20 protein-coding genes are annotated in these 24,895 nt (G+C 45.6%); 11 read left to right on the top strand and 9 right to left on the bottom strand.

Features of this window, described 5'->3' with window-relative positions; genetic code table 11:
* The 3 genes from ACXAH6_RS17750 to ACXAH6_RS17760 form a co-directional block, all read left to right on the top strand.
* Window positions 1-553, top strand: a 553-nt coding sequence (locus ACXAH6_RS17750) for an EF-Tu C-terminal domain-related protein (protein ID WP_474879004.1), incomplete at its 5' end; no start/stop codon positions are given.
* Window positions 554-725: 172 nt separating this feature from the next.
* Window positions 726-1,781 carry a chemotaxis protein gene (locus tag ACXAH6_RS17755; RefSeq protein ID WP_474879006.1) on the top strand — a complete coding sequence of 352 codons (1,056 nt, stop codon included), beginning with the start codon at window positions 726-728 and terminating at the stop codon, window positions 1,779-1,781.
* 36 nt (window positions 1,782-1,817) lie between these two features.
* The gene (locus ACXAH6_RS17760; protein ID WP_474879007.1) at window positions 1,818-2,870 is read left to right on the top strand and encodes an aldo/keto reductase; all 1,053 of its coding nucleotides are present in this window, start codon (window positions 1,818-1,820) and stop codon (window positions 2,868-2,870) included.
* 143 nt (window positions 2,871-3,013) lie between these two features.
* Here the strand turns inward: ACXAH6_RS17760 and ACXAH6_RS17765 are convergent, their stop codons facing one another.
* A complete protein-coding gene (locus ACXAH6_RS17765) occupies window positions 3,014-4,177 on the bottom strand; it encodes a DcaP family trimeric outer membrane transporter (protein ID WP_474879009.1) in 1,164 nt (387 codons plus the stop codon).
* 243 nt (window positions 4,178-4,420) lie between these two features.
* Here ACXAH6_RS17765 and acs point away from each other — a divergent pair, with 243 nt between their 5' ends.
* The gene (gene acs / locus ACXAH6_RS17770) at window positions 4,421-6,367 is read left to right on the top strand and encodes an acetate--CoA ligase (RefSeq protein ID WP_474879011.1); all 1,947 of its coding nucleotides are present in this window, start codon (window positions 4,421-4,423) and stop codon (window positions 6,365-6,367) included.
* 11 nt (window positions 6,368-6,378) lie between these two features.
* Window positions 6,379-7,026, top strand: a complete 648-nt coding sequence (locus ACXAH6_RS17775; protein ID WP_474879013.1) for a response regulator — start codon at window positions 6,379-6,381, stop codon at window positions 7,024-7,026.
* On the opposite strand, the gene ACXAH6_RS17780 is transcribed toward ACXAH6_RS17775, so the two are convergent.
* From ACXAH6_RS17780 to ACXAH6_RS17800, 5 genes are all read right to left on the bottom strand, one after another.
* Entirely contained in the window at window positions 6,983-8,044 is a 1,062-nt protein-coding gene (locus ACXAH6_RS17780; RefSeq protein WP_474879015.1) for an amino acid ABC transporter substrate-binding protein, read from the bottom strand. The genes ACXAH6_RS17775 and ACXAH6_RS17780 overlap by 44 nt on opposite strands.
* Before the next feature lie 60 nt (window positions 8,045-8,104).
* A complete protein-coding gene (locus ACXAH6_RS17785; RefSeq protein WP_474879017.1) occupies window positions 8,105-8,554 on the bottom strand; it encodes an ATP-dependent zinc protease family protein in 450 nt (149 codons plus the stop codon).
* Window position 8,555: 1 nt separating this feature from the next.
* The gene (locus tag ACXAH6_RS17790) at window positions 8,556-9,587 is read right to left on the bottom strand and encodes a succinylglutamate desuccinylase/aspartoacylase family protein (protein ID WP_474879018.1); all 1,032 of its coding nucleotides are present in this window, start codon (window positions 9,585-9,587) and stop codon (window positions 8,556-8,558) included.
* Window positions 9,588-10,493, bottom strand: coding sequence for a 30S ribosomal protein S6--L-glutamate ligase (gene rimK / locus ACXAH6_RS17795; protein ID WP_474879020.1), 906 nt, complete (start codon window positions 10,491-10,493; stop codon window positions 9,588-9,590). It abuts the gene before it with no gap.
* A 259-nt stretch (window positions 10,494-10,752) separates the two neighbouring features.
* Complete coding sequence (locus ACXAH6_RS17800) at window positions 10,753-14,172, bottom strand: PAS domain-containing hybrid sensor histidine kinase/response regulator (protein ID WP_474879022.1); 3,420 nt, start codon at window positions 14,170-14,172, stop codon at window positions 10,753-10,755.
* 254 nt (window positions 14,173-14,426) lie between these two features.
* On the opposite strand from ACXAH6_RS17800, the gene ACXAH6_RS17805 reads away from it, so the two are divergent.
* From ACXAH6_RS17805 to ACXAH6_RS17820, 4 genes are all read left to right on the top strand, one after another.
* Entirely contained in the window at window positions 14,427-14,693 is a 267-nt protein-coding gene (locus tag ACXAH6_RS17805) for a DUF4212 domain-containing protein (protein ID WP_474879024.1), read from the top strand.
* A 4-nt stretch (window positions 14,694-14,697) separates the two neighbouring features.
* On the top strand, window positions 14,698-16,422 hold the full coding sequence (locus tag ACXAH6_RS17810) for a sodium:solute symporter family protein (RefSeq protein ID WP_474879025.1): 1,725 nt from the start codon (window positions 14,698-14,700) through the stop codon (window positions 16,420-16,422).
* Between the two features lie 76 nt (window positions 16,423-16,498).
* Window positions 16,499-18,331: a DUF294 nucleotidyltransferase-like domain-containing protein gene (locus ACXAH6_RS17815; protein WP_474879027.1), complete on the top strand. Its 1,833-nt coding sequence runs from the start codon at window positions 16,499-16,501 to the stop codon at window positions 18,329-18,331.
* A complete protein-coding gene (locus ACXAH6_RS17820) occupies window positions 18,328-19,020 on the top strand; it encodes a 3'-5' exonuclease (protein ID WP_474879029.1) in 693 nt (230 codons plus the stop codon). The genes ACXAH6_RS17815 and ACXAH6_RS17820 overlap by 4 nt, the downstream gene beginning before the upstream one ends.
* A 9-nt stretch (window positions 19,021-19,029) precedes the next feature.
* On the opposite strand, the gene ACXAH6_RS17825 is transcribed toward ACXAH6_RS17820, so the two are convergent.
* Entirely contained in the window at window positions 19,030-21,015 is a 1,986-nt protein-coding gene (locus ACXAH6_RS17825; protein ID WP_474879031.1) for a methyl-accepting chemotaxis protein, read from the bottom strand.
* Window positions 21,016-21,203: 188 nt separating this feature from the next.
* A complete protein-coding gene (grxB, locus tag ACXAH6_RS17830) occupies window positions 21,204-21,860 on the bottom strand; it encodes a glutaredoxin 2 (RefSeq protein WP_474879033.1) in 657 nt (218 codons plus the stop codon).
* 201 nt (window positions 21,861-22,061) lie between these two features.
* Between grxB and ACXAH6_RS17835 the strand changes: the two genes are divergently transcribed.
* The gene (locus ACXAH6_RS17835; protein ID WP_474879035.1) at window positions 22,062-22,688 is read left to right on the top strand and encodes a LysE family translocator; all 627 of its coding nucleotides are present in this window, start codon (window positions 22,062-22,064) and stop codon (window positions 22,686-22,688) included.
* A 23-nt stretch (window positions 22,689-22,711) separates the two neighbouring features.
* Here ACXAH6_RS17835 and ACXAH6_RS17840 read toward each other — a convergent pair whose 3' ends face one another.
* Entirely contained in the window at window positions 22,712-23,482 is a 771-nt protein-coding gene (locus ACXAH6_RS17840) for a ParA family protein (RefSeq protein WP_474879036.1), read from the bottom strand.
* A 212-nt stretch (window positions 23,483-23,694) separates the two neighbouring features.
* Here ACXAH6_RS17840 and ACXAH6_RS17845 point away from each other — a divergent pair, with 212 nt between their 5' ends.
* A complete protein-coding gene (locus ACXAH6_RS17845) occupies window positions 23,695-24,858 on the top strand; it encodes a tetratricopeptide repeat protein (RefSeq protein ID WP_474879038.1) in 1,164 nt (387 codons plus the stop codon).
* Window positions 24,859-24,895 lie beyond the last annotated feature (37 nt).

Here is a 24,895-nt window from a genome sequence, read left to right on the forward strand (position 1 = left end):
CATTCTTCCAATCGAAGACGTATTCTCAATCTCAGGTCGTGGTACAGTAGTAACAGGCCGTGTTGAGCAAGGTATCGTTAAAGTTGGTGAAGAAGTAGAAATCGTAGGTATCAAAGAAACTACTAAGACTACTTGTACTGGTGTTGAGATGTTCCGTAAGCTTCTTGACGAAGGCCGCGCTGGTGAGAACGTTGGTGTTCTTCTACGTGGTACTAAGCGTGACGAAGTTGAGCGTGGTCAAGTACTAGCTAAGCCTGGTTCAATCACTCCTCACACTAAGTTCGAAGCAGAAGTATACGTATTGTCTAAAGATGAAGGTGGCCGTCATACTCCATTCTTCAAAGGCTACCGTCCACAGTTCTACTTCCGTACAACTGACGTAACTGGTGCTGTAGAGCTTCCAGAAGGCGTAGAAATGGTAATGCCTGGCGACAACCTTAAGTTCGTAGTAGAACTAATCGCTCCAATCGCGATGGACGAAGGTCTTCGTTTCGCGATCCGTGAAGGTGGTCGTACAGTAGGTGCTGGTGTTGTATCTAAAATCATCGAGTAATCGATAATTAAGACGACATTAGTCATCAGAAAAAGGTCGCGCAAGCGGCCTTTTTTGTGTCCGAAGGAAAATACCATACAGTGTAAGGCCCTCGAAGGGGCGATGTTCTGCAACACTAGTTTCATATTCTATCGATAAACTCGCATCAAGCGCTTTTTATCGGAGATGCGATATGAAATTTGATTCCATCAAATCCAGACTATTACTCATGACGCTCATTTGTGTAGCTGGTATGAGTTTACTTGTGGTGAGTCAACACTACTTCACTAAACAACTTATTTCGCTGAATCAACAAAGAGCGCAATTACTCGCGTTAAGCCAAGAATTACTGCAAATGCGTCGACACGAAAAGGACTTTCTATTAAGAAAAGAAAAGTCTTACGTGCATAAGTTTAATGATCGCGCAGCTCATTTCACGTTGGCCTTATCGGCGCTATCTCCCACTTTTTCTCAATTTGACCTATCCTTTTCAGAAGGAGGGATACTGGCCCAGAGTTTACATGAGTATCAACAGTTGTTTCAGCAGGTGGTGGCTGTGAACACTGAGTTAGGGTTAACATTCAACACAGGTGTACGGGGTAAAATTGCAACAGTAGAGGCGCAAATTGGCCGGCATGAAGGTTTTAGTTATGGCTCTAATCAATATCAGCTGTTCAGTGATGCAAAATTGGCGGTTCGCAGTTACCAAATTAGCCAAGACAGCTTTTATCGCGATGTATTTCTTTCGGTTTTAGGTCGCCTGAAAGCGATGACACAAGATGATGCAGAAGCTCTCAGCCTGTTACATGATTATCAGCGCAATTTCGAACAATACAGTGCGCTTACGCTCAAGCTTGGAGTGAATGAAAAAACCGGGCTGAGAGGGTTGTTCCGCACCCAAGCACATGATGTGGAAGACCAGTTGATAAAAATAGATAAAGCCATACAGCCATTGATCTTGGCGCAAGAAGAAAGAGTACAAGTGTACAGCTTTACCATCGCAATTCTGACATCAATCGTATTGATTCTACTGTTAGTCAAAAGCTTTGCGACCTTTCATCGTGCTTTTGCTAACTTTGTGATGTTTTTCTATCGTTGTAAACGACAGTATCAGAAAATCGACACGCGCCAGCTTGGTTTTGCCGAGTTCAAATCACTGGCCGAATTAGCTAATGAAATGGTTGAATCACGTCGTCAAACAGAAATAAAACTGGCTAAGGCTGAGGCAGAGTTGCAACATCACCAGTAATAAGACGGATTCACCATTAGAGTAAGGACTATGTGAATGCAGTACTCAAAGCTGGGTAGTAGCGACTTGATGGTGTCTCGTGTTTGTTTAGGCACAATGACTTGGGGTATTCAAAATAACCAAGCGGAAGCTGATGCCCAAATTGCAAGGGCGTTAGAGGCGGGGATCAATTTTATTGATACCGCTGAGATGTATCCTATTCCACCTAACCAGCAAACTTACGGTGACACCGAACGAATTATTGGTAACTGGTTTAAACGACATCCGAATAAGCGCCAAGACGTGATTTTGGCGAGCAAAATAGTCGGCAATGGCGTTGGTTATATTCGTGATGGAGGCAACATTAGCGCTGTGGCTATTGAGCAAGCGTTAGATGAATCTCTCGCTCGATTGAACACAGACTATATCGATGTTTATCAGCTTCACTGGCCCAACCGTACCTCTCCCCATTTTGCTAAGCATTGGCCTTCACGGGTAAACCCGTTGCAAACCGACGTTGAGCAAGAAATTGATGGTATGCGAGATATTTTAGCCGGTATTAAAAAGGCAATAGACGCGGGTAAAATAAGACACTGGGGGTTATCTGACGACACGCCTTGGGGTATTCAAACCTTTATTCGTTTGTGTCACGAAATGGGTGTGCCAAAACCTGTCTCTATTCAAAACGAGTTTAGCTTGTTACACGCAAAGGATTGGCCGTATCTGATCGAAACCTGTGTGTTTGAAGACGTTGCTTATTTACCATGGTCACCGTTGGCCACGGGAATTTTGTCTGGTAAATATCTAAATCATCAGCGCCCTGAAGGGAGTCGGTGGACCTTTGTTCAGCGTAACGGACTGTTTCGCGATACCCCCCAAGTGCATTTGGCAACTGAAGCCTATGTTGCACTGGCCGAAGAAGTTCGGCTTACGCCTTCGCAATTGGCGCTGGCATGGGTAAATCATGTGCCGGGGGTAACGTCTACCATCATTGGTGCAACCCGGCTTGATCAACTAGAGGAAGATCTGGGCGCGTTTGAACTGGTATTGGAAGAGTCGGTGTTAGATAAAATTATGACTGTGTTCAAGCAATACCCAATGCCTTTTTAGTGTTAAAGGGCAGTCATTACTTAAAAAAAACCACCGCCTTTGCGGTGGTTAAGCTTTGGGAACAACCAACTCAGATAAGCGCAAAGATCCAGAAACTGATCTTTGGATAAGGGAATCTTCTCTGAGTCATATTTAACTATAGCTTAGAATGCATACTTCGCAGAAAATTGTATGCGATTCATGTCTCCGTCTGCACCAGCTTCGTTTTCACGTTTAGCAAAGGCATACTCAGCGCCATAACTAATAGCCTTAGTTGGCGAGTGTATTAGGTTCACACGCGCGCTGTAAGACGTTTTGGTGACGCTCATACCCGTTAATGCGGTATCGTTATCAACTGACAGTGAAGAGAACATCACGCTGCTACGGGTGTTTTCAGACCATTTGTGTCGATACGCAAAGGTGTAACCATAAGAATCTATCGCTTCAAGCTCTCCTGATGCGTTTATTACTGCACCATTGGCCGCGTTTAGTGCTGCATAGCGACCTAAACCAGACCCAGTGTTGAACAATAGGCGAATGTCATCACCGTTGCCTAGGTTGATTTTGCTTGAAACCGAGATGCCATAACTGGTTTCGTCAGAGTCAATCGACGCACCATCGTCGTAAGAAAGCTGACGTACTAAGCCCGCCACCTTAACGTAACCCCAGTCTGTGTTCATCTTATAAGTGGCAATGACATCGGGTACGGCATTGTCGTCTGCTACAATACGGCTACCACCGCCAAAGGGTGTAATGGTAGTTTCTGGGTTTTCTAACGCAAACTCAAATCCGTTATTGCTGTATCGAATCAGGGCTTGTCGACCAAATACGGTACCATCAGTAACACCAATGAAATCCAGTGATTCTGGTAACGAACCCACGTCCATGAATGTGGTCCATGTTTCACCTATGGTCCAGTTCTTATATTTTATGAACGCGTGACGAATACGAGGCACGTAGGAGTTACTAATACGTTCATCGCCATTGTTGGTCACCATAAAGTCAAACTCTAAGACACCGGTAATTGTATCGCCGTTGCCGTCGTCTGTGTTAGTGGTAAAACGAAAGCGAGATTGTCGGATATGGGCGTCAAATTGCGCCCCTTCGTCATTGCCGCCAATTGGGGTAAGTGATGGAATATAGAAGTCTCGGCCGACGCTTCCAGCACCAATGGTGCCATCGGAATAGTCACTGACCATGGCATCAGCTTTGATGTAACCCGAGAATTTAACGTCAGTTCCAGCAAGGTTGGCGGCCTGTACACTGCAACTTAGTCCTGCCATTAACAGCGAAGCTGCGAGAGTGGTTTTCTTAAAAGCGTGTTTCATAATTGTGCCTATATTCCAGGTTGTTAATAATGTTAATGTAAAGTTAACCTACACGTAATTTGGCTGACTATTGCAAAATTGCAAATAAGCTGATGGTCTATAAGACGAAAGTCGTATCTATAAAAACAACCTAAAGTGCCTATATAAGGTAAGACCAAAGTCGCATTTAGGTTTGTTATAGAAAAGCTAAATTGACGTAAGTAAAACATCATTCTTATTTTATCTTATTCGGAGGCGCCGACAATGACAGCCAGCAAGACGTATCCTGTTCCCGAGGCGATTAAGCAAAATACACATTTGACCAATGACCAATATCTACAAATGTATCAACAGTCGGTGACAGATCCTGAAGGATTCTGGGGAGAATACGCGAGTACATTGGATTGGTACAAAGCTCCTACGGTCGTGAAAAATACGCATTTCGGCAAAAGCGATGTGTCTATCAAGTGGTTTGAAGATGGCGAGATTAACGCAAGCTACAACTGTATCGACCGCCATTTGGCAGAAAAAGCAAAAAGCGTCGCCATGTTCTGGGAAGGTGATTCACCAGAAGACAGCGAAGAAGTCACCTATCAGCAACTGCATTATGAAGTGTGTAAGCTTGCCAATGGTCTTAAAAAGCTGGGTGTAGGCAAAGGAGACCGCGTAGCCATTTACATGCCTATGGTACCGCAGGCGGCTTATGCAATGTTAGCGTGTGCGCGTATTGGTGCGGTGCATTCTGTTATTTTTGGTGGGTTTTCCCCCAATGCTATCGCTGACCGCATTAATGATAGTAGTGCGAAAGTGGTTATTACTTGCGACGAAGGTCGTCGAGCTGGCCGCAGTGTTCCGTTAAAAGCGAACGTTGATAAAGCGATAGCAAACGGTGCTTGCCCGTCTATTACCAACGTGATTGTGCACAAGCTTACAAACGGCGACGTGGCTTGGAACGAAGACGTAGACGTAGTGTGGAGCGATCTGGTAGACGATTGCTCAGCACAATGTGAACCAGAGCCAATGAATGCCGAAGATCCTTTATTCATTCTTTATACCTCAGGTTCTACCGGCACACCTAAAGGTGTGGTGCACACAACGGGTGGGTATTTACTGTATACGTCAATGACGTTCAAATACGTATTTGATTATCGCCCAGAAGACATTTACTGGTGTACGGCAGATGTGGGTTGGATTACAGGCCATAGTTACATGGTTTACGGGCCTCTCATTCAGGGCGCGACACAGGTGTTCTTTGAAGGTGTGCCAACGTATCCCGATGTGCGTCGTATTGCACAGATAGTAGAAAAATACAAAGTCACTAGCTTGTATACAGCGCCTACGGCAATTCGTGCGTTAATGGCACATGGTGATGCACCGGTAGAAGGCTGTAACGTAGATTCATTGCGTATTATGGGATCTGTGGGTGAACCTATTAACCCAGAAGCTTGGGAGTGGTATTACCGCGTTATTGGTCAAAGCCGTTGTCCGATCGTCGACACTTGGTGGCAAACTGAAACAGGCGGTATCATGATTACGCCTCTACCGGGCGCTACTGATTTGAAACCTGGTTCAGCAACCCGTCCGATGTTTGGTATTCAGCCTGCGCTATTTGATGCAGAAGGCAACGAACTTGAAGGGGCGACGGAAGGTAATTTGGTCATTAAAGACAGCTGGCCAAGTCAAGCACGCACGGTTTATGGCGATCACGAGCGCTTTATCAACACTTATTTTAGTGCGTATCAAGGGGTGTACTTTACTGGAGACGGTGCGCGTCGAGACGAAGACGGTTACTACTGGATCACGGGGCGTGTAGACGACGTATTGAATGTATCAGGACACCGTTTAGGTACCGCTGAAATAGAAAGTGCATTGGTTGCCCATCCCGATGTTGCTGAGGCAGCTGTGGTTGGCTACCCGCATGATATTAAAGGCCAAGGTATTTATGTGTATGTCACACCTAATGAAGGTGTGACCGCCAATGAAGAGTTAACAAAGGCATTACGCGCTTGGGTCAGAAAGGAATTGAGCCCCATCGCTACGCCTGACATGATTCAATGGTCGCGAGGGTTACCCAAAACGCGCTCAGGCAAGATTATGCGTCGTATTTTGCGTAAAATCGCTGCCAATGAACACGAGCAGCTTGGTGACACGTCAACATTGGCTGACCCTTCAGTTGTTGATACACTAATCGAGGAACGATTGAATAAATAACTGGAGCTGTAATGATAACGCTGTTGATTGCTGACGATCACCCTTTATATCGCGATGCATTAAAGGGTGCGTTATCACTCTCCCTTCCCGGCCTGACAATTTGTGAGGCCGGTGATTTAAGTGCAACGGTCGATATTCTTGAGAAAGAGGATATCGATTTGTTGTTACTAGACTTACACATGCCAGGCAGTAATGACCTTTTTGGGTTATTACACATCCGTAAACTCTACCCAGACTTACCCGTTGCAGTGGTTTCAGGTACAGAAGATCCCGCAATTATCTCAAAGATCGTAGGGGTTGGGGCGTTGGGGTTTATTCCTAAAACCACGAGTGCTGACGATATTGCTAACGCGGTGAAAGTGATTTTAGATGGCGATATTTGGTTGCCGGCATCCATTAGTGAAAAAATTGAAGACGTAGACGCTGAGTTTTCTGAACTCGCTGATAAGGTAGCGAGTTTGACGCCTTCACAATACAAGGTGTTGTGCTACATGCGCGACGGCCTGCTGAACAAACAAATAGGCTATAACCTTGATATTGCCGAAGCCACAGTAAAGGCGCACGTTACCGCGATATTTAAAAAGCTAGGGATAAACAACCGTACACAAGCGGTACTTATTGCTTCTCAATTGGAGCTTGAACCACCTGTAAACAATTGAGTGTGCAAGTGGGGGAAGTAGAGTTTTTAGGTTGAGCAACGCCTTCGTAGGTCTCACCGAGGTACAGCTGGTTAATTGTTGATGACAGCTTAGGCAAATAGGTTTTCAGACTAGCAGCAGATTCCTCTGTAAGTAAAGGGTTGATGAGCAAATGTACTTGGCGATTTTTAACCAACCGAATACTCTTTTGATAGAAATTCTGAGTGCGTAATAACGCTGCCATTTGACCATTTTCCACTAGCTTATGTAGCCCCTTTTCCAGCCGTTCAGCGAGTGCTTTATTTTCTTTAGCGACAAAGAAATACATGGCATTAGGGTAAAGAATAAGGATGTTAGGCTCCACTTCAAACCTAACGGGGTAGTCTCCTTGTGCGTTGAAGTATTCCACCTCATAGCCAATCTCAAGCATGCCGCGAGGGAAAAAATCGACGAAACTCTCAGCGAGTAATCGGAACGACGACTGGTAAGTTCCTGCAATAACGTCAAATCCGTTGTGATATAGAATTTCTGTGTCTGGCCAATCTAAGCCTTGTACCGCCACTAACATTTTTAGCTCTTGCAGTGACAATGTTTGATCAAAGCGCGTATCCTGAGCGCGCACCATTAACAAGCGTACTCCAAACATCCCAGCGGCTAGTGGTATTCTTATTGCGCGATGATTTTGTTCTCGCTCGTCAGTCGTCACGCTCCAGGTAACGTCTAGTAAACCTTGCTCTAAATTGAGCAACTGACGCATTTGAACCGTTGGTTCATCATCGGGCACGACGACGGTTTTACCGTATTCTTCTTCGGTGATTGTTAAACTCATACGCAGCAGAGTATGGACGTAGTCGTATATTTCATCGGTACCAGGGACAAAATAAGGTACCTTCACCTCGGTGGAAGTGTTGTTTTTGTCGTCAGCTAATACAGAAGGGCAATAGCTGAGAACAATAGAAATAGCAGTGACAACAATTAAGCGATACATAATGTCCAACTGTTGAATTGACGCTTTATAACCTCGTTTTCGAATGCGCATTTCGTTATGTGAAAGCTCACTCTTATTTAATGTAGGTTATTTAAACGAACAAAGCCAAGTTTACACTTGGCTTTGTTTGTCATCTTGAGTCAACAGATAGTCGAACTCGGGGTCAACCATAACACGCCCGGTCATGGCCTCTCTCCCCAGTAACATTAGGTAGGTCATTTCTGAACGGTCAGTGAGTGTGAGTTCTATCGGCCAAGACTCTCCGCCCAATGTTAAAATGGTAGAAATAACATAGCGACGTTCTCGGGTTGCCGTAGAGCTTTTGACTTTACGCGTAGCTTGTACTTTTGCCTCTCTTCGCACAATGCGAGACACTTGGTGAATATCGGGGTGAATGTCAAAACTTACCCATAATTCACCGTCGCGGTCAATTTCCTGAATATTGTCAACGTGAAGAGATGATGTTGCTGCGCCTGTGTCGACACGTATATGCAACCCTTCGATTGCTAATTGTGGCAAATCACACACTTCTAATGCGCCTAAGAGTAACTTTTTAGCCATTTCAAGACTCCGCAGTAGGGGCTTCTGGAACCAAATTATCTTGTAGCATTTCAACTTGCTCGGCGACAGAGTCCGGCTCATTAAAATAAGCAATGTGATATATTGCTTCGCCTTCTTGAGTCAGTGGTATATTTTGTTTACCGACTACAATACCTTCAGAAGGGCTGACGATATTGGCAATAAAACCACCGTATGGGTCGCTGATTGTGGCTAACTTATCTCCCTTTTCCACATGGTCGCCTAATTGCGCGATATGGTTCACAAAACCACTTTCAGACGCTCTTACCCAACCACTTTGATCAGCAATGTAAGGTTCTACCTTATGCCCTTTGGTACGGGCCTTTCGCAACATTCCCAAGCTGCGCATAACATTCACTATGCCCCGCACACCAGCTCTGATAGAAAACTCATCGTAACGCAAGGCTTGGCCTGCTTCATACAGAAGAATCTTCACGCCTGCTTCACTCGCGGCTTGTCGCAAAGAGCCATCGCGTATCTCGGCATTGAGTAACACTGGCACACCAAACGCCTGAGCCATTTCAAGTACTTCCGGATCTTTTAAGTTGGCACGTACTTGAGGCAAGTTACTGCGGTGAATTGCGCCAGTATGTAAGTCGATGCCGACATCACATTTGCTCACAATCTCGGTAAAAAACAAGTGTGCCAATCGGCCTGCCAAACTGCCTTTTTTGCTGCCAGGAAAGCTGCGATTTAAATCTCGTCTATCCGGTAAGTAGCGCGATTGGTTCAACACTCCATACACGTTCACCATTGGCACGGCGATTAACGTACCGCGCAAGTTAGCAATGTTATTGGACTTGATCAATCGGCCCACAATTTCGATACCGTTTAGCTCATCGCCGTGAATCGCCGCACTCACAAACATCACAGGGCCGGGTTTACGGCCGTGCTTGATGTAAATGGGAATACTCATATTAGTAGCGGTATATAACGGCGGCATCGACAACGCGATACGGCGTGTTTCACCGGGAATAATACGTTGGCCGGCGATAACAATGGCTTCTTGGGTCACTTAACCTTTTCCTCGTGTACGGGTCTTGTTCGGTTTTGCTGTTTTGGCGATAAATTCGATGATCATGCCAGCGACATCTTTGTTCGTTGCGGTTTCAATGCCTTCTAAGCCTGGCGATGAATTGACTTCCATCACCACAGGCCCACGTGAAGAACGCAGAATATCTACGCCACAGCAATTTAGCCCCATGGTTTTCGCCGCTTGTACTGCTGTTTTTCGCTCTTCAGGAGAAAGGCGAACTAAGCTTGCAGAGCCACCGCGGTGAAGGTTCGAACGGAACTCGCCGGGCTGAGCTTGGCGCTTCATAGCTGCCACCACTTTATCGCCTACGACCAAGCAGCGAATATCGGCACCATTGGCTTCTTTTATGTATTCTTGGATCAAAATACTGGCGTTGAGACCCATAAATGCTTCAATCATCGCTTCTGCGGTTTTTTGCGTTTCCGCCAAAACTACACCGATACCTTGAGTGCCTTCTAACAGCTTAATAACCACAGGGGCGCCGCCAACGTTTTTAATTACGTCGTCGACTTTGTCTGGGTGATGAGCAAAACCTGTGCGAGGCATACCAATGCCTTTGCGAGACAACAATTGTAACGAGCGCAATTTATCGCGCGAGCGACTAATCGCTACGGATTCATTAATGCTATAGGTTCCCATCATTTCGAATTGGCGAACAACCGACGTGCCGTAAAAGCTCACAGAAGCGCCAATACGAGGAATAACGGCGTCATAAAAGGGCAGTTTTTCACCTTTATAGCGAACAGATGGATTGTTACTCGTGATATCCATGTAGCAATGCATGGTATCAATCACGTCAACTTGATGCCCCCGTTCCTCTCCAGCTTCTTTAAGACGGCGAGTTGAGTAAAGCTTAGGGTTTCGAGAAAGTATTGCAATGCGCATAGAAATATTGGCCTAGTTAATAGTTAACAATGCTAGTGGTTTGCTAGCTTTAAAACGGGGCGAATAGTGCCTGTAACAGTGAAAATGTAAATCGCAAAAATTTGCTCGTGATGACAAATATTTGTGATGAATCATCATCGTCGATAAAGGCGCATCTATGTACCGTAAGTAACTAAAATTACTTACATTACAACTAGGTACTCAGATCGCGTATTTACATCACTATAGTCACCGAATTACGGTATGTACACCTCAGTGATTATTTAATGTGCCGGGTCATACTTTGCAACAATGCGCGCAGTTTTGCAGGCTTGATGGGCTTACTCAAAAAGTTCACCCCTTGCTCCTTACATCGCACCACTAAGGTTTCATCATGGGTTGCAGTGACTAATGAAGCTGGCACAACAATATCTAATTCTTGACGAATAGCTTCGATCAAATCCAAACCATTCTGGTCATGGCTTAGTTGATAGTCCATCAATAGAATTTGCGGTGAAAATTGATGGGCCTTAGTCAGTGCATCATCCCAGTTGTTTGCTTGAGCAATGGTCACGCCCCACTTTTCCAACAGGGTTTGTAGTGCGTCGAGATTTTCTTGTTGGTCATCCACACAGAGTACCCGAAGGTTATTAAACGAGGGGGTATTGCGCACAGCCAAGCGTTTTTCGGGTTCAACCGGAGAGGCTTTAGGCAAAGAGAGGCTAAAGCAACTACCTCGGTCAACAACTGACTCAACGTAAATTTGGCTATTGATTTGGCGAGATAAACGCCGGACAACACCTAACCCCAGCCCGACGCCGTGGGCGTGATGGTCGTGGGCGCGATAAAAGTCGCTGAAAATTTTGGCTTGCTGATCTTGTGAAATACCAATGCCGGTATCTCGAACTTCAATGCGTATTTTCCCATTTGACTCTCTGACGCTGAGCAGCACTTTGCCTTTGGTTGTGTATTTCACTGAGTTAGACAGTAAGTTTTGCACAATGCGATACAAAAAAGTTTTATCTGCCAGTACCCAGCAATCACGAATACGGGCTTTAACTTTTAGCCCCTTGGCTTTGGCGCGCACGCTTACCTCGTCGACCAAAGGGGTGAGCAGCGCTTTAACATCAATCGGTTCGATGGTGGGCTTAAGTTCACCTTGGTCCAAGCGGGCAATATCTAGCAGGGTTGCAATTAACGCTTCACTGGAAGTGACACTGTGCTCTAGTTTTTTCACAATGTCTTTTACACCGTCGTTTACATCGGCTTCTTGTAATGCTGATACGTAGAGTTTAGCGGCATTCAAGGGTTGTAAAACGTCATGGCTGGCGAGCGCGAGAAAGCGTGTTTTGCTGGCATTGGCATCTTCGGCAATTTTACGGGCGCGAATTAGTTCTTTCTCTGCTTCCAATCGGCGCTCTATTTCCAGTCGCAATTCAGCATTGATGGAATGCACTTCCTCTGTGCGCTTTTTAATTCGCAGCTCTAGGTTTATGTTCGACTCTTCCAACGCTTGTTGAATTTCAACGTGCCCGGTAATGTCGTTAAAGCTGGTAACAAACCCACCGCCGGGTAACGGGTTACCTACCATTTCTATTACCCTGCCATCACTGCGCTGGCGCGTAAACCTGTGTGGCGTGCCCGAACGCAAATGCTGTAGACGTTTTTCTACTTGTGACTCCACATCTCCGGGGCCAAATTCGCCGCACTCTGCGTTGTATCGCATCAATTTTTCGATAGGAGTGCCCACTGCCAGCAGTTCTTCAGGGTATTCATACAAGGCGGCGTATTGTTTGTTCCACGCTACGAGGTTTTGGTGTTTGTCGATAACACTGATGCCTTGGTCCATATTTTCGAGCGACGTTAACAGCGCCGTCATGTTGAACTGCATCGCCTGTGTTGTGTCGTCGAAAAAGTTAATGACTTCGGTAAAGTCGAGCTTTTTGCCACGCAAAATAGAATCGATAATGGCTTTGGCACTAGAAGCCCCAATTACACCACCCAACGCGCGTTCACAAAATGCCATAAAGCCCTGATCGGGCGGCTCATCAGGGTTAACTTCGGTGTGATTGAGCTGTTCGTATTCGGAAACTAACTGACTACAACGGCCTGAACCCATAAAGGTTGAGAGTAATGTAATTAGGTCGGCAACCTTTACATCGGAATGCTGTTTTTTCGCCCCGTTGCCTCGCACATCCGCGGGTGAGACAAAGGCTTCAGCCTGAATGCGATCAATGAGTCTTGCCGGAGCAAATATAGAAAATGCGATGTAGGCCAATGTATTAGTGAAGAGGCTCAACATAGCGCCTTGGCTCAATAGTTCGCTTTGCTCATAAGGGGTTGTTGCATCATTCACCAGTGGTAATACCAACCACAACAGCCATGTAATTAAGCCAACTAACAAGCCGGCATAAACGCCATGAGCATGCCCTTTCTTCCAATATAAACCGCCCACAATACCGGGCAACAGTTGAATAACCAGTGAGAACGCAATAAGGCCAATAGAGTGTAACGAACGAGCCGTGGCCATTTGCTGGTGGTAAACATAGGCAAGGAGCAAAATTACACCAATGACAATACGACGAATGAGGCGAATGCGTTTCCCGTAATCTGATTTTGTCGTGTGTTGTTGTAGTGCCAGTAGACGCGGTAATACCACGTCATTGGTGAGCATTGTACTGAGTGTCAACGTGGCCACAATGATCATCGCCGTCGCCGCAGATAAGCCCCCGATAAACACAATTAACTGCAGTAACATGGACTCTGAGTGAATGGCTAATGACAGTACGTAGGAGTCAGGCTCTAGCCCTGCGTTAGCAAAAACCCCGTGTCCTGCCACTGCAATAATAGGGATAACAGCAGCGATAACCGCTAAATAAAGCGGGAACAGCCAGCGTGACGTTTTAATATGGTCGAGACTTAAGTTGTCGATAATCGCAACGTGAAATTGTCTGGGTAAACACACAATTGCCGCCGCAGCCATAATGACTTGGGCGATAAAGGTAAACGATGAGAATTGGGCTAAGGCGTGATCATTGAAAAATTCGGCTAAAATGAACCCGTCGTTGGTTTTATGCCAAGCGTGATAACCAACAAATGCGACCAAAATGAGCGCGGCCAACTTGATGGTAGACTCGAACGCAATTGCCAGCATTAAACCGCGACGATACTCGGTGACATCGGTTTGCTTGGTACCAAAATAGATTGCAAACAAGGCAATAAATGCAGTGGAAAGTACAATAATAAGGTGAGAGTTGCTCTGATTCGTCAGTAACTGAAACGTTGAGCCAATGGCTTTTAACTGCAACGCGATATACGGAATAGTGGCCAATAGCGCAATAATGGTCACCAGCAATGCCACCGGTTGACGCTTGCCATAACGTGAGGCAATAAAGTCGGAGATGGTATTGATATGCTGTTTTTTGCTCACGAGTGTGAGTTTGTAGATGAAGCGATAACCCACTAAATATACCAACATGGGGCCCAACAGTATGGGTAAATAAATCCAAGTATCGCGAGATGCTTGGCCTACAGAACCAAAAAAAGTCCACGCAGTACAATAGATAGCAAGTGCCAATGAATAAACCGCAGGGTGCGAAGTGATTTTTCTCGCTGTTGGTGAATTTTTATCCCCCCAGCTTGCCAAATAAAACAATACCAACAGGTATACAACGGCTAGGGTTACCCATCCAAAAGTCATTTGATATTCCAACATAAAATTAACAAGTCTGTTTGCATTATACTCACCCCTTAACCACTCAACCTAAGACCATGGTCTCATTCCTAGTTTGATTTTTGCCGACTAGAGTATACAAAACACCCGTTATGTCGGGGTTTTTAGGCGAGTTTATCGATTCTGATAAAAAGTGAAACGAGGCAAATTGGTCTGAAAATCTCCTCGTAACTGAAATGTAAAAAAGAAACATCGGCTTAACCTTACATGAGGAAGGAAAGATGGCATTTAAGAGTGATGACGACAAACAAGCGTACTGGAAGGAGAATTTATCTCTTCTTCTCAAGCTCTTGGTCGTTTGGTTTGTAGTGTCTTTTGGCGCAGGAATCCTGTTAGTAGACGTACTTAACCAATTCCAAGTTTTTGGCTTTAAATTGGGCTTCTGGTTCGCCCAGCAAGGCGCAATATATGTGTTTGTTGCTCTCATTTTTGTCTACATGGCAAAAATGAATGCGATGGACAAAAAATATGGCGTAGACGAGGAGTAGTACAATGGATGTTCAATTATTGACCTTTATCATTGTTGGTGCGTCTTTCGCCCTTTATATCGCTATTGCCGTTTGGGCTCGCGCGGGCTCAACCACCGACTTTTACGTAGCAGGTGGCGGTGTTCCACCAGTATTGAACGGCATGGCAACAGCAGCCGATTGGATGTCAGCTGCGTCATTTATTTCAATGGCCGGCCTTATTTCATTTATGGGTTACGACGGTGCCGTTTACCTGATGGGGTGGACCGGTGGTTATGTGCTACTTGCACTTTGCTTAGCCCCGTACTTGCGTAAGTTCGGTAAATTCACTGTACCGGATTTTATTGGTGATCGCTACTACTCGCAAACGGCGCGTACCGTTGCTGTATTCTGCGCTATTTTCGTTTGCTTTACTTACGTTGCAGGCCAAATGCGTGGTGTGGGTGTGGTATTCAGCCGTTTCCTTGAAGTCGACATCGTAACCGGTGTGGTTATCGGTATGGCAATTGTATTCTTCTACACTGTTCTTGGCGGTATGAAAGGTATTACCTACACTCAGGTGGCTCAGTACTGCGTATTAATTTTCGCTTATATCGTGCCCGTTGTGTTCATCTCAATGATGGTAACTGGCCATATTCTTCCGCAAACGGCTTTCGGTGCGACGCTCGCCGATGGGTCCGGTATGTATATGCTGCAAAAGCTCGACAACCTGTCGGTCGAACTCGGGTTCAACGAATACACCTCCGGCACCAAGAGTACTATCGATGTGTTCTTTATTACCTTCGCTCTAATGGTAGGTACAGCGGGTTTGCCACACGTTATTGTTCGCTTCTTCACGGTACCTAAAGTACGTGATGCGCGTAAGAGTGCGGGCTGGGCACTGGTGTTTATCGCTATCTTATACACCACTGCGCCTGCGTTGGCAGCCTTTGGTCGTGTGAACATGATTGAAACCATTAACGGCCCAGACATGGCGGGTACTTCTTATGCTGAAGCTCCATCGTGGATTAAAAACTGGGAGAAAACTGGTCTCATCACGTTCAAAGACAAGAATGGCGATGGCAAAATGTTCTATGCAGCGGGTGACATTAATGACGAAGCAAGCAAGAACGAAGTGAAAGTCGACCGTGATATCATGGTATTGGCTAACCCTGAAATCGCGAACTTGCCTGCGTGGGTTATTGCTCTTGTTGCCGCTGGTGGTGTTGCGGCGGCCTTGTCGACATCAGCGGGGCTATTACTGGTTATTTCAACATCCGTATCCCACGATTTGCTGAAGCGAAACTTTGCCCCGAACATTACTGATAAGGCAGAGCTGTTCTATGCGCGCTTAGCGGCGGGTGTGGCAATTGTGATAGCTGGTTACTTTGGTATTAATCCACCGGGCTTTGTAGCACAGGTGGTCGCCTTCGCGTTCGGTCTCGCGGCATCCAGTTTCTTCCCTGCAATTATCATGGGTATCTTTAGCAAACGTATGAATGATAAAGGTGCTATTGCAGGTATGGTTTCGGGTATCGCTTTCACTGCGGCGTATATTATTTACTTTAAGTTTATCAACCCAGCAGCGAACACACCTGATAACTGGTGGTTCGGTATTTCTCCAGAGGGGATTGGTACATTGGGTATGATAGTGAACTTCGCTGTTGCGTATATTGTTCACAAGACTACCGGTGATTCTCCAGAAGAGATTCAGGAGTTGGTGGAAAGTATTCGCTACCCTAAAGGGGCGGGTGAAGCTTCTGCTCACTAATCACTAAGTTAATGAGAAAGGCTCACTTTATGTGGGCCTTTTTTGCTTTCCACCCAGTAACCTTGGAGTGAATAGCATGACTGGATCGCCGCAACAAGTCAGTACCTTTATTTGTGCTTCAGCACCGTTTGACGCTTTATCTGAGCATGATATTGCTCCTGTTCTGAATTCGGCTGAAGTGTTGTATTTGACGCAAGAAAATAGTCAGGCGTTATTACAGGCGCATCACGGTTGGCTGTTCTTGATACAAACGGGAGAATACACAGTTCAAGACAGCGAGCGCCCACAGCGACACGTGAGTGAAGGTGATTTTTTTGGATATCACAGTGTACTCGACGACGTAGACTATGCTCTGTCATTAACCGTAGATACGCCGGGATTAGTGTATTGTATTCCTCAGGTGGTGCTCAAAAAAATTCTCGAAATTCCGGTAGTGAAAGGTTTTTTCACTGGTGTGAAAGAAGAGGTATTGCAAAACCAAGCGGTTATCGACTCCAACTCCATGTGGCTATACAAGCCGTTGAGCGAACTAGCCAGCGGCCACCCGATCATGGCAGGCGAAACCATCAGCATTCAAGACGCTGCTATGATCATGTCAGAAAACAAAGTGTCGTCACTCCTCATTACCCGTGACGATAAGTTGGTGGGAATAGTAACCGACAGAGATTTACGTAATCGCGTGGTGGCGAAAGGAATGAATTTATCGCTACCCATCTCGACGGTGATGACAGAAAAGCCCGCGATGATTGTACAAAATCGCACTATGTTTGATGCGATGTCTTTGATGAGTGAACGCAATATCCATCATTTACCTATTATCGACCGAGGCAGCCGTGAACCCGTTGGGATCGTAACGGCAACTGATGTTATTAAACAGCAAAAGAGCAATGTGCTATTTATTATTAGTGAGTTATCCAAGGCTGAGAGTTTGTATGCACTAACTAACCTGTCGTGGCAACTTCCTCATTATCTCGCATCACATGCTAAGCGATTAGGAGATTTTGACATTGCCGGTAAAGTGCTTTCTCAAGCAACAGATATCATGACCCGCAAGTTAATTGGGTTTTATCAACAGCAGCATGGCAAAGCGCCCATGGCTTTCAGTTGGTTGGTTTATGGCTCACAGGCAAGAGAAGATCAAACTATGGGTTCAGATCAAGACAATGGACTATTACTTGCTCGCCAGCCTAACGAGAGCGAAGCTGAGTATTTCAAAGCCATGTCGGAATACGTCTGCGATGGATTGAATAAGTGCGGCATTAAGTTGTGCGACGGCAATATAATGGCCTCTAACCCAGCACTGAGAATGTCACTAGATGAGGCGATAACAGAAGCGAAAGCATGGGTAAAGCAACCCACCAACGAAGCAATTCTGGCCTTCAACATCTATTTAGATACACGGGTTGCCGCGGGCGATGTTGATTTGTTTCGTAAAATGCAGCAGGCGAGGGCGCCTCTGTTTCAACAGAAGATGTTTCTTGCCGCACTGGCAAGGCAGTCAAATGACGTTGCTGTGCCATTGTCTATGTTCCAAAAGTTTGTATTCGAAAAAGGCCACAGCAAAAAAGACTGTATTGATATTAAGGTACGGGCTGTGGCCTTAATCAATAACTTGGTGCGTTTGTATGCACTCGCAAACGGCTTGACCATGCCGTCGACCCTTGGGCGGCTTGCCAGTTTGCCGGCAGGGTCTGGGTTGTCTTCGCGAGACGCGGAAAACTTAAGAGACATTTGGCTGTTTTTAAATCGATTGCGCTGGCGGCATCAACTCACGAATTCGGTGACGGATAATAAAGTATCGATCAGTGATTTATCTTCCATTGAAAAGCATCAGCTTAAAGCCGCGTTCAAAGCCATTGGGCGTTCACAACAGGCTGCCGTGATGCACTTTTCTGGTGGTATTGCATGAGTTTGACCGGTTTATTGCAAAAAGTTGTAGGGCTAGCAGCGCCTAGTAGCCAGTTACCCATGCAATGGCGACATCAAAAACTCAGTACAATGCCACTGCTTGCCATCGACCTAGAACTTACCTCGTTAGATTGCAAAACGGCTAAAATTGCCTCAGTAGGGTGGGTCGAGGGCATCGCGCAATCTACTAAGCTTGCTTCTTCCTTTCATCAGGTGGTTCGAGTGGCGGGAGATTTAGCTCAAAGTCCTACCATACATGGGATCACTGCCGAAGACTTGGCAAAAGGTTGCCATGTAAAAGACGTACTGACTAGGCTTGCTAGTTTTGCCTCTTCACATGTATGGGTATTTCACAATACGCAACTAGACATCAAAGTTTTACACCGTGTCATGACGCTCAATCATATTCACATTGAGCAGGTAGTAACCATAGATACAATGAAACTGGCTATGTACGAGTTGGGTAAACACCAAGCAGTACTGAAGGCTGACAGCGTCACTCTATCTAATGCAAGGTTATGGCATGGTTTACCTCGCAGCCCTACGCATAATGCGTTAGATGATGCATTTTCCACCTTGCAGCTATGGTTTGCACAGCAATATATGTTGGACAAGGTGGGAGAGTCTAGTCTTTGTGACATAGCACACACCAAGTGTGTAGGTGTTCACTCACTTGGCGTGGAAGAATAGCGCTTTAGGTTAGTTAACAGTAAAGTAATCCATTGTGCGTTGCAGTACCTGATTGTTTTTTTGCAGATCAGAAGCGAGTAAATTGAGTTCTTTTGCTAAATTGTATTCTTTCGTGGCGGCTTCCTGCACCGCCACAATGTCTTTGGCAATTTGACCCGCTGTGACAGATTGCTGTTCTGCTGCCGTCGACATCGAATTCGCGAGTTGCTCAACATTGGCCGCGCTGTCTTTGACATCATGGGCCGTTTTCTCGCCTTCTTCGGTAATATCTAGCGACTGTGATGCTTTGTCTGCATTCTGGTTTATGCCGTTGATAACGCCATCGCTAGCTTGGTTCAAACTATCAAGCAATTTTGAAATTTTGTCTGTTGACTCTCTGCTTGCCATTGCGAGTTGCCTTACTTCGTCAGCTACAACCGCAAACCCTCTACCGTGTTCGCCAGCTCGCGCGGCCTCGATAGCGGCATTTAATGCCAATAAATTAGTTTGTTCGGACAAGGTATTAATGGTGTCGAGAATACTGCTTATCTCAGACATTTGCCGGCCCATATCCTTAGCAAGTAGAGCTACTGAGCCCATTTCTTCCGTCAGGCCTTTCATGGCAGATTTAATGGCTTCGTTTGCGGCAATTGAGTTGTTGGCAACGCGGTCAAGTTGTTGGCTGGCTTCCAAAGTATCCACAGCAGAACGGGCAATTTCTTCGCTAGTGGTGGCCATTTCCTCAATAGCCGAGGAAATATCAATGGCTTTTTGTTGCGTGGCATTTGCGTCATCAAGCACTACAGATGTGGAATTGTACAAATCGTCACTAATTCTATTGGCCACTTTCAACGACTTATCTAACCCCAACACCAGATCTTTTAGGGCCCAAATTGTTTTGTTCACATGACGTGAAATTTCACCCAATTCGTTTTTAGTCTCCATGGTGATCTTCACTGTTAAATCACCGTGTTGGGCTACACGGTCTAAATTGACCACCAGTTCTCTTAACTGCATCTTCAGTGTTTTAGCCATGGCGATATAGATAACCGCAATGAGTAACAGTACCGCGACAGTGCCACCGATTAAATAGGCTAGTGCTGTAGTGGCTTCGGTGACATTGTGGTCTGCTAGGCGGTTGATTAACCCCCATTGTTGGTCCAGTAGTTGTTTTATCTCGCCAATTTGTGCAGTAGCAGCCGTAAACCATTCTGTCGATGAAGGGAGCGCGCTGAAGTTTATTGTTGGTTGTTTTAAACGGTTGACGACATCGGCCATTAACTGGGCGTTAGCTGAGTTGGCGGCTTGCTGAAACTGCTTGCGTTTATCGTTGGGCAGCACATTATTCAGGACATCGGCGATGTAATTAATGTCGCGTTGGTAGCTTTGAATTTCTGATAATGCAGCAGGGGCAACGGCTTTTTGCGCAAGTGTGCCGTTAACTTTGCCTCTTACTTGGCCTAAGCGCTCTTTGAGCCACGCCAGCTGTAATGCATGGGTTAAGTCACTGGTTGCTTCGGCGCTGTATATGTTCAGGGTTAAGCTCGACGCTGCATCGAGTGCTGCCTTATTTAGTTGACTGTAAAAGGCGAATGCATTGCTGCCATCAAGTTTGTCTACTTGGTCGCGAATTTTGCTTTTCTGAGCAAGTAGGCTTTTTACCACAGCCACCTTATTGGCCAAGTTATACTCGCTGGGCCATTTTGTTTGCAGCATTTGCGTGAGTTTTGCTTCGGCAGCATCGGCCTTTTCACGTTGAGCGAGTACCTTATCACGGGCCTGTTGCGACTTAGCACCGAGAAAACCAGCGGTTAAGCCTCGTTCTACGGCGTGGTGATGCGCAACCTGCTCTAGTGCAGTTAGCATTTCTATTAAGTGTTTATCTTCATTGGCAAGGGACGATTGTTTGACCGACCGTGATACGTCTTTCCCAACGACGACGAGCAAGAACAACAGGATGATACTCGCTCCGATTAAGGTGAGTTGTATAATTGAAAAACGATTGAGCCAATTCAATGCCGTCTCCTTGTTTAAACGCAGGTGTACACGATTTTGCGAACAACTCGGTTTTTAAGGGACTGCAACCACTCGCATGTAAAGTATAGTGGGTGTTTGAAAATTGGCTAACGGGATCAACCCACAAGGTATGCGGGAATGAGAAGAGTCACAAATAAGGTAGTTTTTACTGACGGCAAAGCGGTGATTTACACCGCTTGCTTGTAATAAAGATGAATGCCGGTTAATGCTGCCACATCATTAATGTACTGGGTCACTTGCGCAGGAAATGTTAAATGTTTAACCATAGTGAGATTTCTCAAGGTTGGAAAAACATAAATATCATCCCAGCTTAGGCGGTTATCCCGCAGCGAAGGCGGTGTTAGTGGAGGCAGTTGGGCCAATGCCTGTTCAACGGTCGCAATGTATTGTTCGCTGAGATCCAAGGCTTCGTCAAACGTCATACCAATGGCTTTTTGCTTTTTCTGTTTAAAGTACGCTTTGGCAGATTCTGTGGCAAACTCGGGCTGTTCTATCAATAGATTGCGAGGAAATAATAAACCATTAATAGCGGCACTTACGTCACTCAATACTGAGGTGTAGGATTCATAGTCGGAAGGCGCAAGTACGACTTTGTCTGGGTTGCCAATTTCATCAAACTTTGTTGCTATATCCAGGCTTTCTCCCATCGCTGAGCCATCTTCAAACGCAAGAATAGGCACCATCTTAGCGTCGATAAGTCTGTAACAAGTATCTTCATCATCATTGAGTAAGTATACGTTGTTAAATTGCACTTCTTTGTAATTAGCCATCATGTTTGCACGAACGCAATATGGGCAGTGAAGATATTGATAGAGTGTAACCATCGTGGTAACTCCTTGTGGGCAAAATAATAGGGTTGATACCGCCGTTAACGGCAGAACGATCACCCTTGGATGGTGCAGGTTTGCTAATCCCAATTGATTGTGGGAGTCTTACGTTAACAGCTCTCGCCACAGCGCAGAAGCTTTTATGGTGTGTTCCGCACAACTATTGTGTTCACTGTATAACATTTTAAGGTCGAAATTGTGATACCTATCGAAGTTATTGGGGCTTTTGCCGCCTCGGCACTCCTACTTAGTTTGTCTCCTGGCCCGTCAAATCTATATATTCTGGCATGTACAATGGGCACTGGAGCACGAGGAGGCGTTGCTGCTGCGGGTGGAATGGCGATAGGATCTGTGTTGTATGTTCTAGCCACAGCTTTGGGGTTAGCTGCAATCATTGCGTATCTTCCTTGGTTATTTGTGGCAATAAAAGTCGGTGGGGCTGCGTATTTACTTTACCTCGGTGTACAAGCCATTCGTCAGGCAAGGCTTCCTCATTTGCGTAAACCCGTGCAAAAATCTCCTTCCGATATCGTTAAACAAAGCGTGATCGTAGAGTTAACTAATCCCAAAACAGCCTTGTTCTTTATAGCCTTTTTGCCGCAATTTACTCATCCTGACTGGGGAAACCCAGCCACTCAGCTTGTGATCTTGGGCGTGTTATACAGCATTATTGCTTTGTGCAGTGATTTGCTGGTGGTGAGTTTGTCTCACCAATTGGGGCGTTGGATGAAACGGTCTCCAAAGTGGGCCATTCGGCAAGAAAGGTTTGCCGGTGGCATTTTAATTGGGCTGGGTGGCATTATTCTCGCTGAAACAGTGAAATAAGCGCGACCTCACAATATGTGATGTTATGGGTTCCCTTGTAGCTCATCGAAAAGCACTGAAAACTGTTTCGCTAATTTATGAGACGGTGCAAAGTAGCACAATGGCATGCGTTTAGAGTGAGACTCTTTCACTTTCACCGAAGAACTCAAATGGCTATTGAGTACTGGCAGGTTTGACTCTTTCAGGGCATTGACCAGTTCAGTGGGGAGTTTTGCTTGGCCGTTGAATTGATTAATCACAATACCCGCCAAGGCTAATTCGGGGTTGTGGTCGTCTTTTAATTCCATCACGTTTGCCAGCAGTCGTTCAATGGCTTGACCTGAAAAATGGTCACAATCGAATGGCACTAAAAAGTCGTCTGCGGCAATGAGTGCTGCTTTTGAATAAAAATTAAAATTCGGTGGTGTATCAATATAAATGTGCTCGAATTCATCAGATAGCGCATTTAATGTTTCTTTTAGTTTAAACATTTTATAGCGAGATTCGAGTTCCCGCTCAATATCAGCTAATGCTGGATCTGCTGGTAACACAAAAAGGTTTTCAAAGGGAGAGGGTTGGATAAAAGTGTTCGCCGACTGCGGTTTACTGAACCAGCCAACGATTTGTTTGAACATATCGGCAACGGTTTGGGTTTCTGCCGTTACATCAACCCCCGCGTAGTGTGTACTGTTGCCCTGCACATCTAAATCAACCAAAAGCGTTTTGTACCCTCGACGTGCACTTTCTGCCGCCAGGTTTGTGCTGATGGTCGACTTTCCCACTCCGCCTTTCTGATTAAAGACTACTCGTTTCATGTCATATCCACTGTAATTCAACCATTCACACTCATGGGCACGTACTACAGTAACCGACTTCGCCTTAAATTTAGCATAAAGGAGATGTGTGACTTTGCATAGTCTAATTGGCAAATAGTCACATGTGATAAGTCGTCAAAGTCTTTGGTGTTAATTTATTGTTAAATCTGGCGTTGAAACTATACTTTACGCATAGGTTTCGGCGGAGAAGTATGATGGCTGGTCGACTTACTTTGAGCTTGCTTGGGGTGTGTTTTTTGTGGGGCTGTGCTTCATCTGTCGATGAGGCAGACCAGAGTGGAGGGCGAGCAGTACTTCACGATAATGTATTCCCTTCGTACCGCCTATTTACACCTGAAAGCAAAGAGGAAATTTTTGCGTTAAATCACAACGCTAAAAACTTCGTTACAGCAATACTTAACGAGTCTGACACTAGCAAAACCACTCTAGAAAATTTGGTTTCAGACATCTTTCACAAATCTGAAGAGGGGCTGGCATATCGCGGCCAAGCTAATTACACCGCGAACCAAGCGTTTGAAAATCAAGAAGCAAATTGCTTGTCGTTGTCGATCATGACTTTTGCTTTGGCGCGCTATGCAGGTTACGACGCTCAGTTTTATCAGGTAGACATTCCAGAATACTGGACCCGCCAGCAAGGCTTTAGTTTGTTGAACGGGCATATCAACCTCAGAGTGATTGAACCAGCGCTCCCCAACGTAGCAACAGACAGATATTTTGTCGATGTCGACTTTGACCCTCAAGCCATGCGGCAATTATTTCCTCGCGTGCCTGTTAGCCGCGATAAAGTTGTAGCAATGTTCTACACCAACAAAGGGGCTGATGCGCTGATTCAAGGAAGTTACACCAAAGCTTATGCATACTTACGTGCTGCGGTTAAGCTGGCTCCCGATTTTGGACAAGCATGGGTAAACCTCGGGGTGCTGTATCGCAAGGCTGGGCATTTAGATTACGCAGAGCAAGCGTACAATCAAGTGTTGGGTATTGAACCAGACAATTTGACTGCGCTAGAAAACAAAGCAATTTTGTATGCGTTTATGGGCAAAGAAGACGAAGCTGCCGCCATAAGAGCAGGGATCAAAGCGAAACGGGCAAATAATCCTTTTTATCATTACATATTGGGTGAGCAAGCGTTTGACGCGGCTCAGTTTGATGAGGCTTTAATTCACTTTCGTCAATCCCTGCGCCTTGATAATCGTCGTCATGAGGCATTATTCGGTATGGGTAAAACATATTGGTTAATGGGGGAGGCAGACAAAGCGGAAGAATATTTGTCGCTTGCTGAGAAATACGCACCAAATCAAGATGAAGCACGACGTTATGGTAACAAGCTGAGCGTGTTGCAAAGCGCCGATTGATTTTGAAATAAAAAGAGCGACCTACGCCGCTCTTTTA

Source organism: Alteromonas sp. ABE4_545 (genome assembly GCF_056161325.1).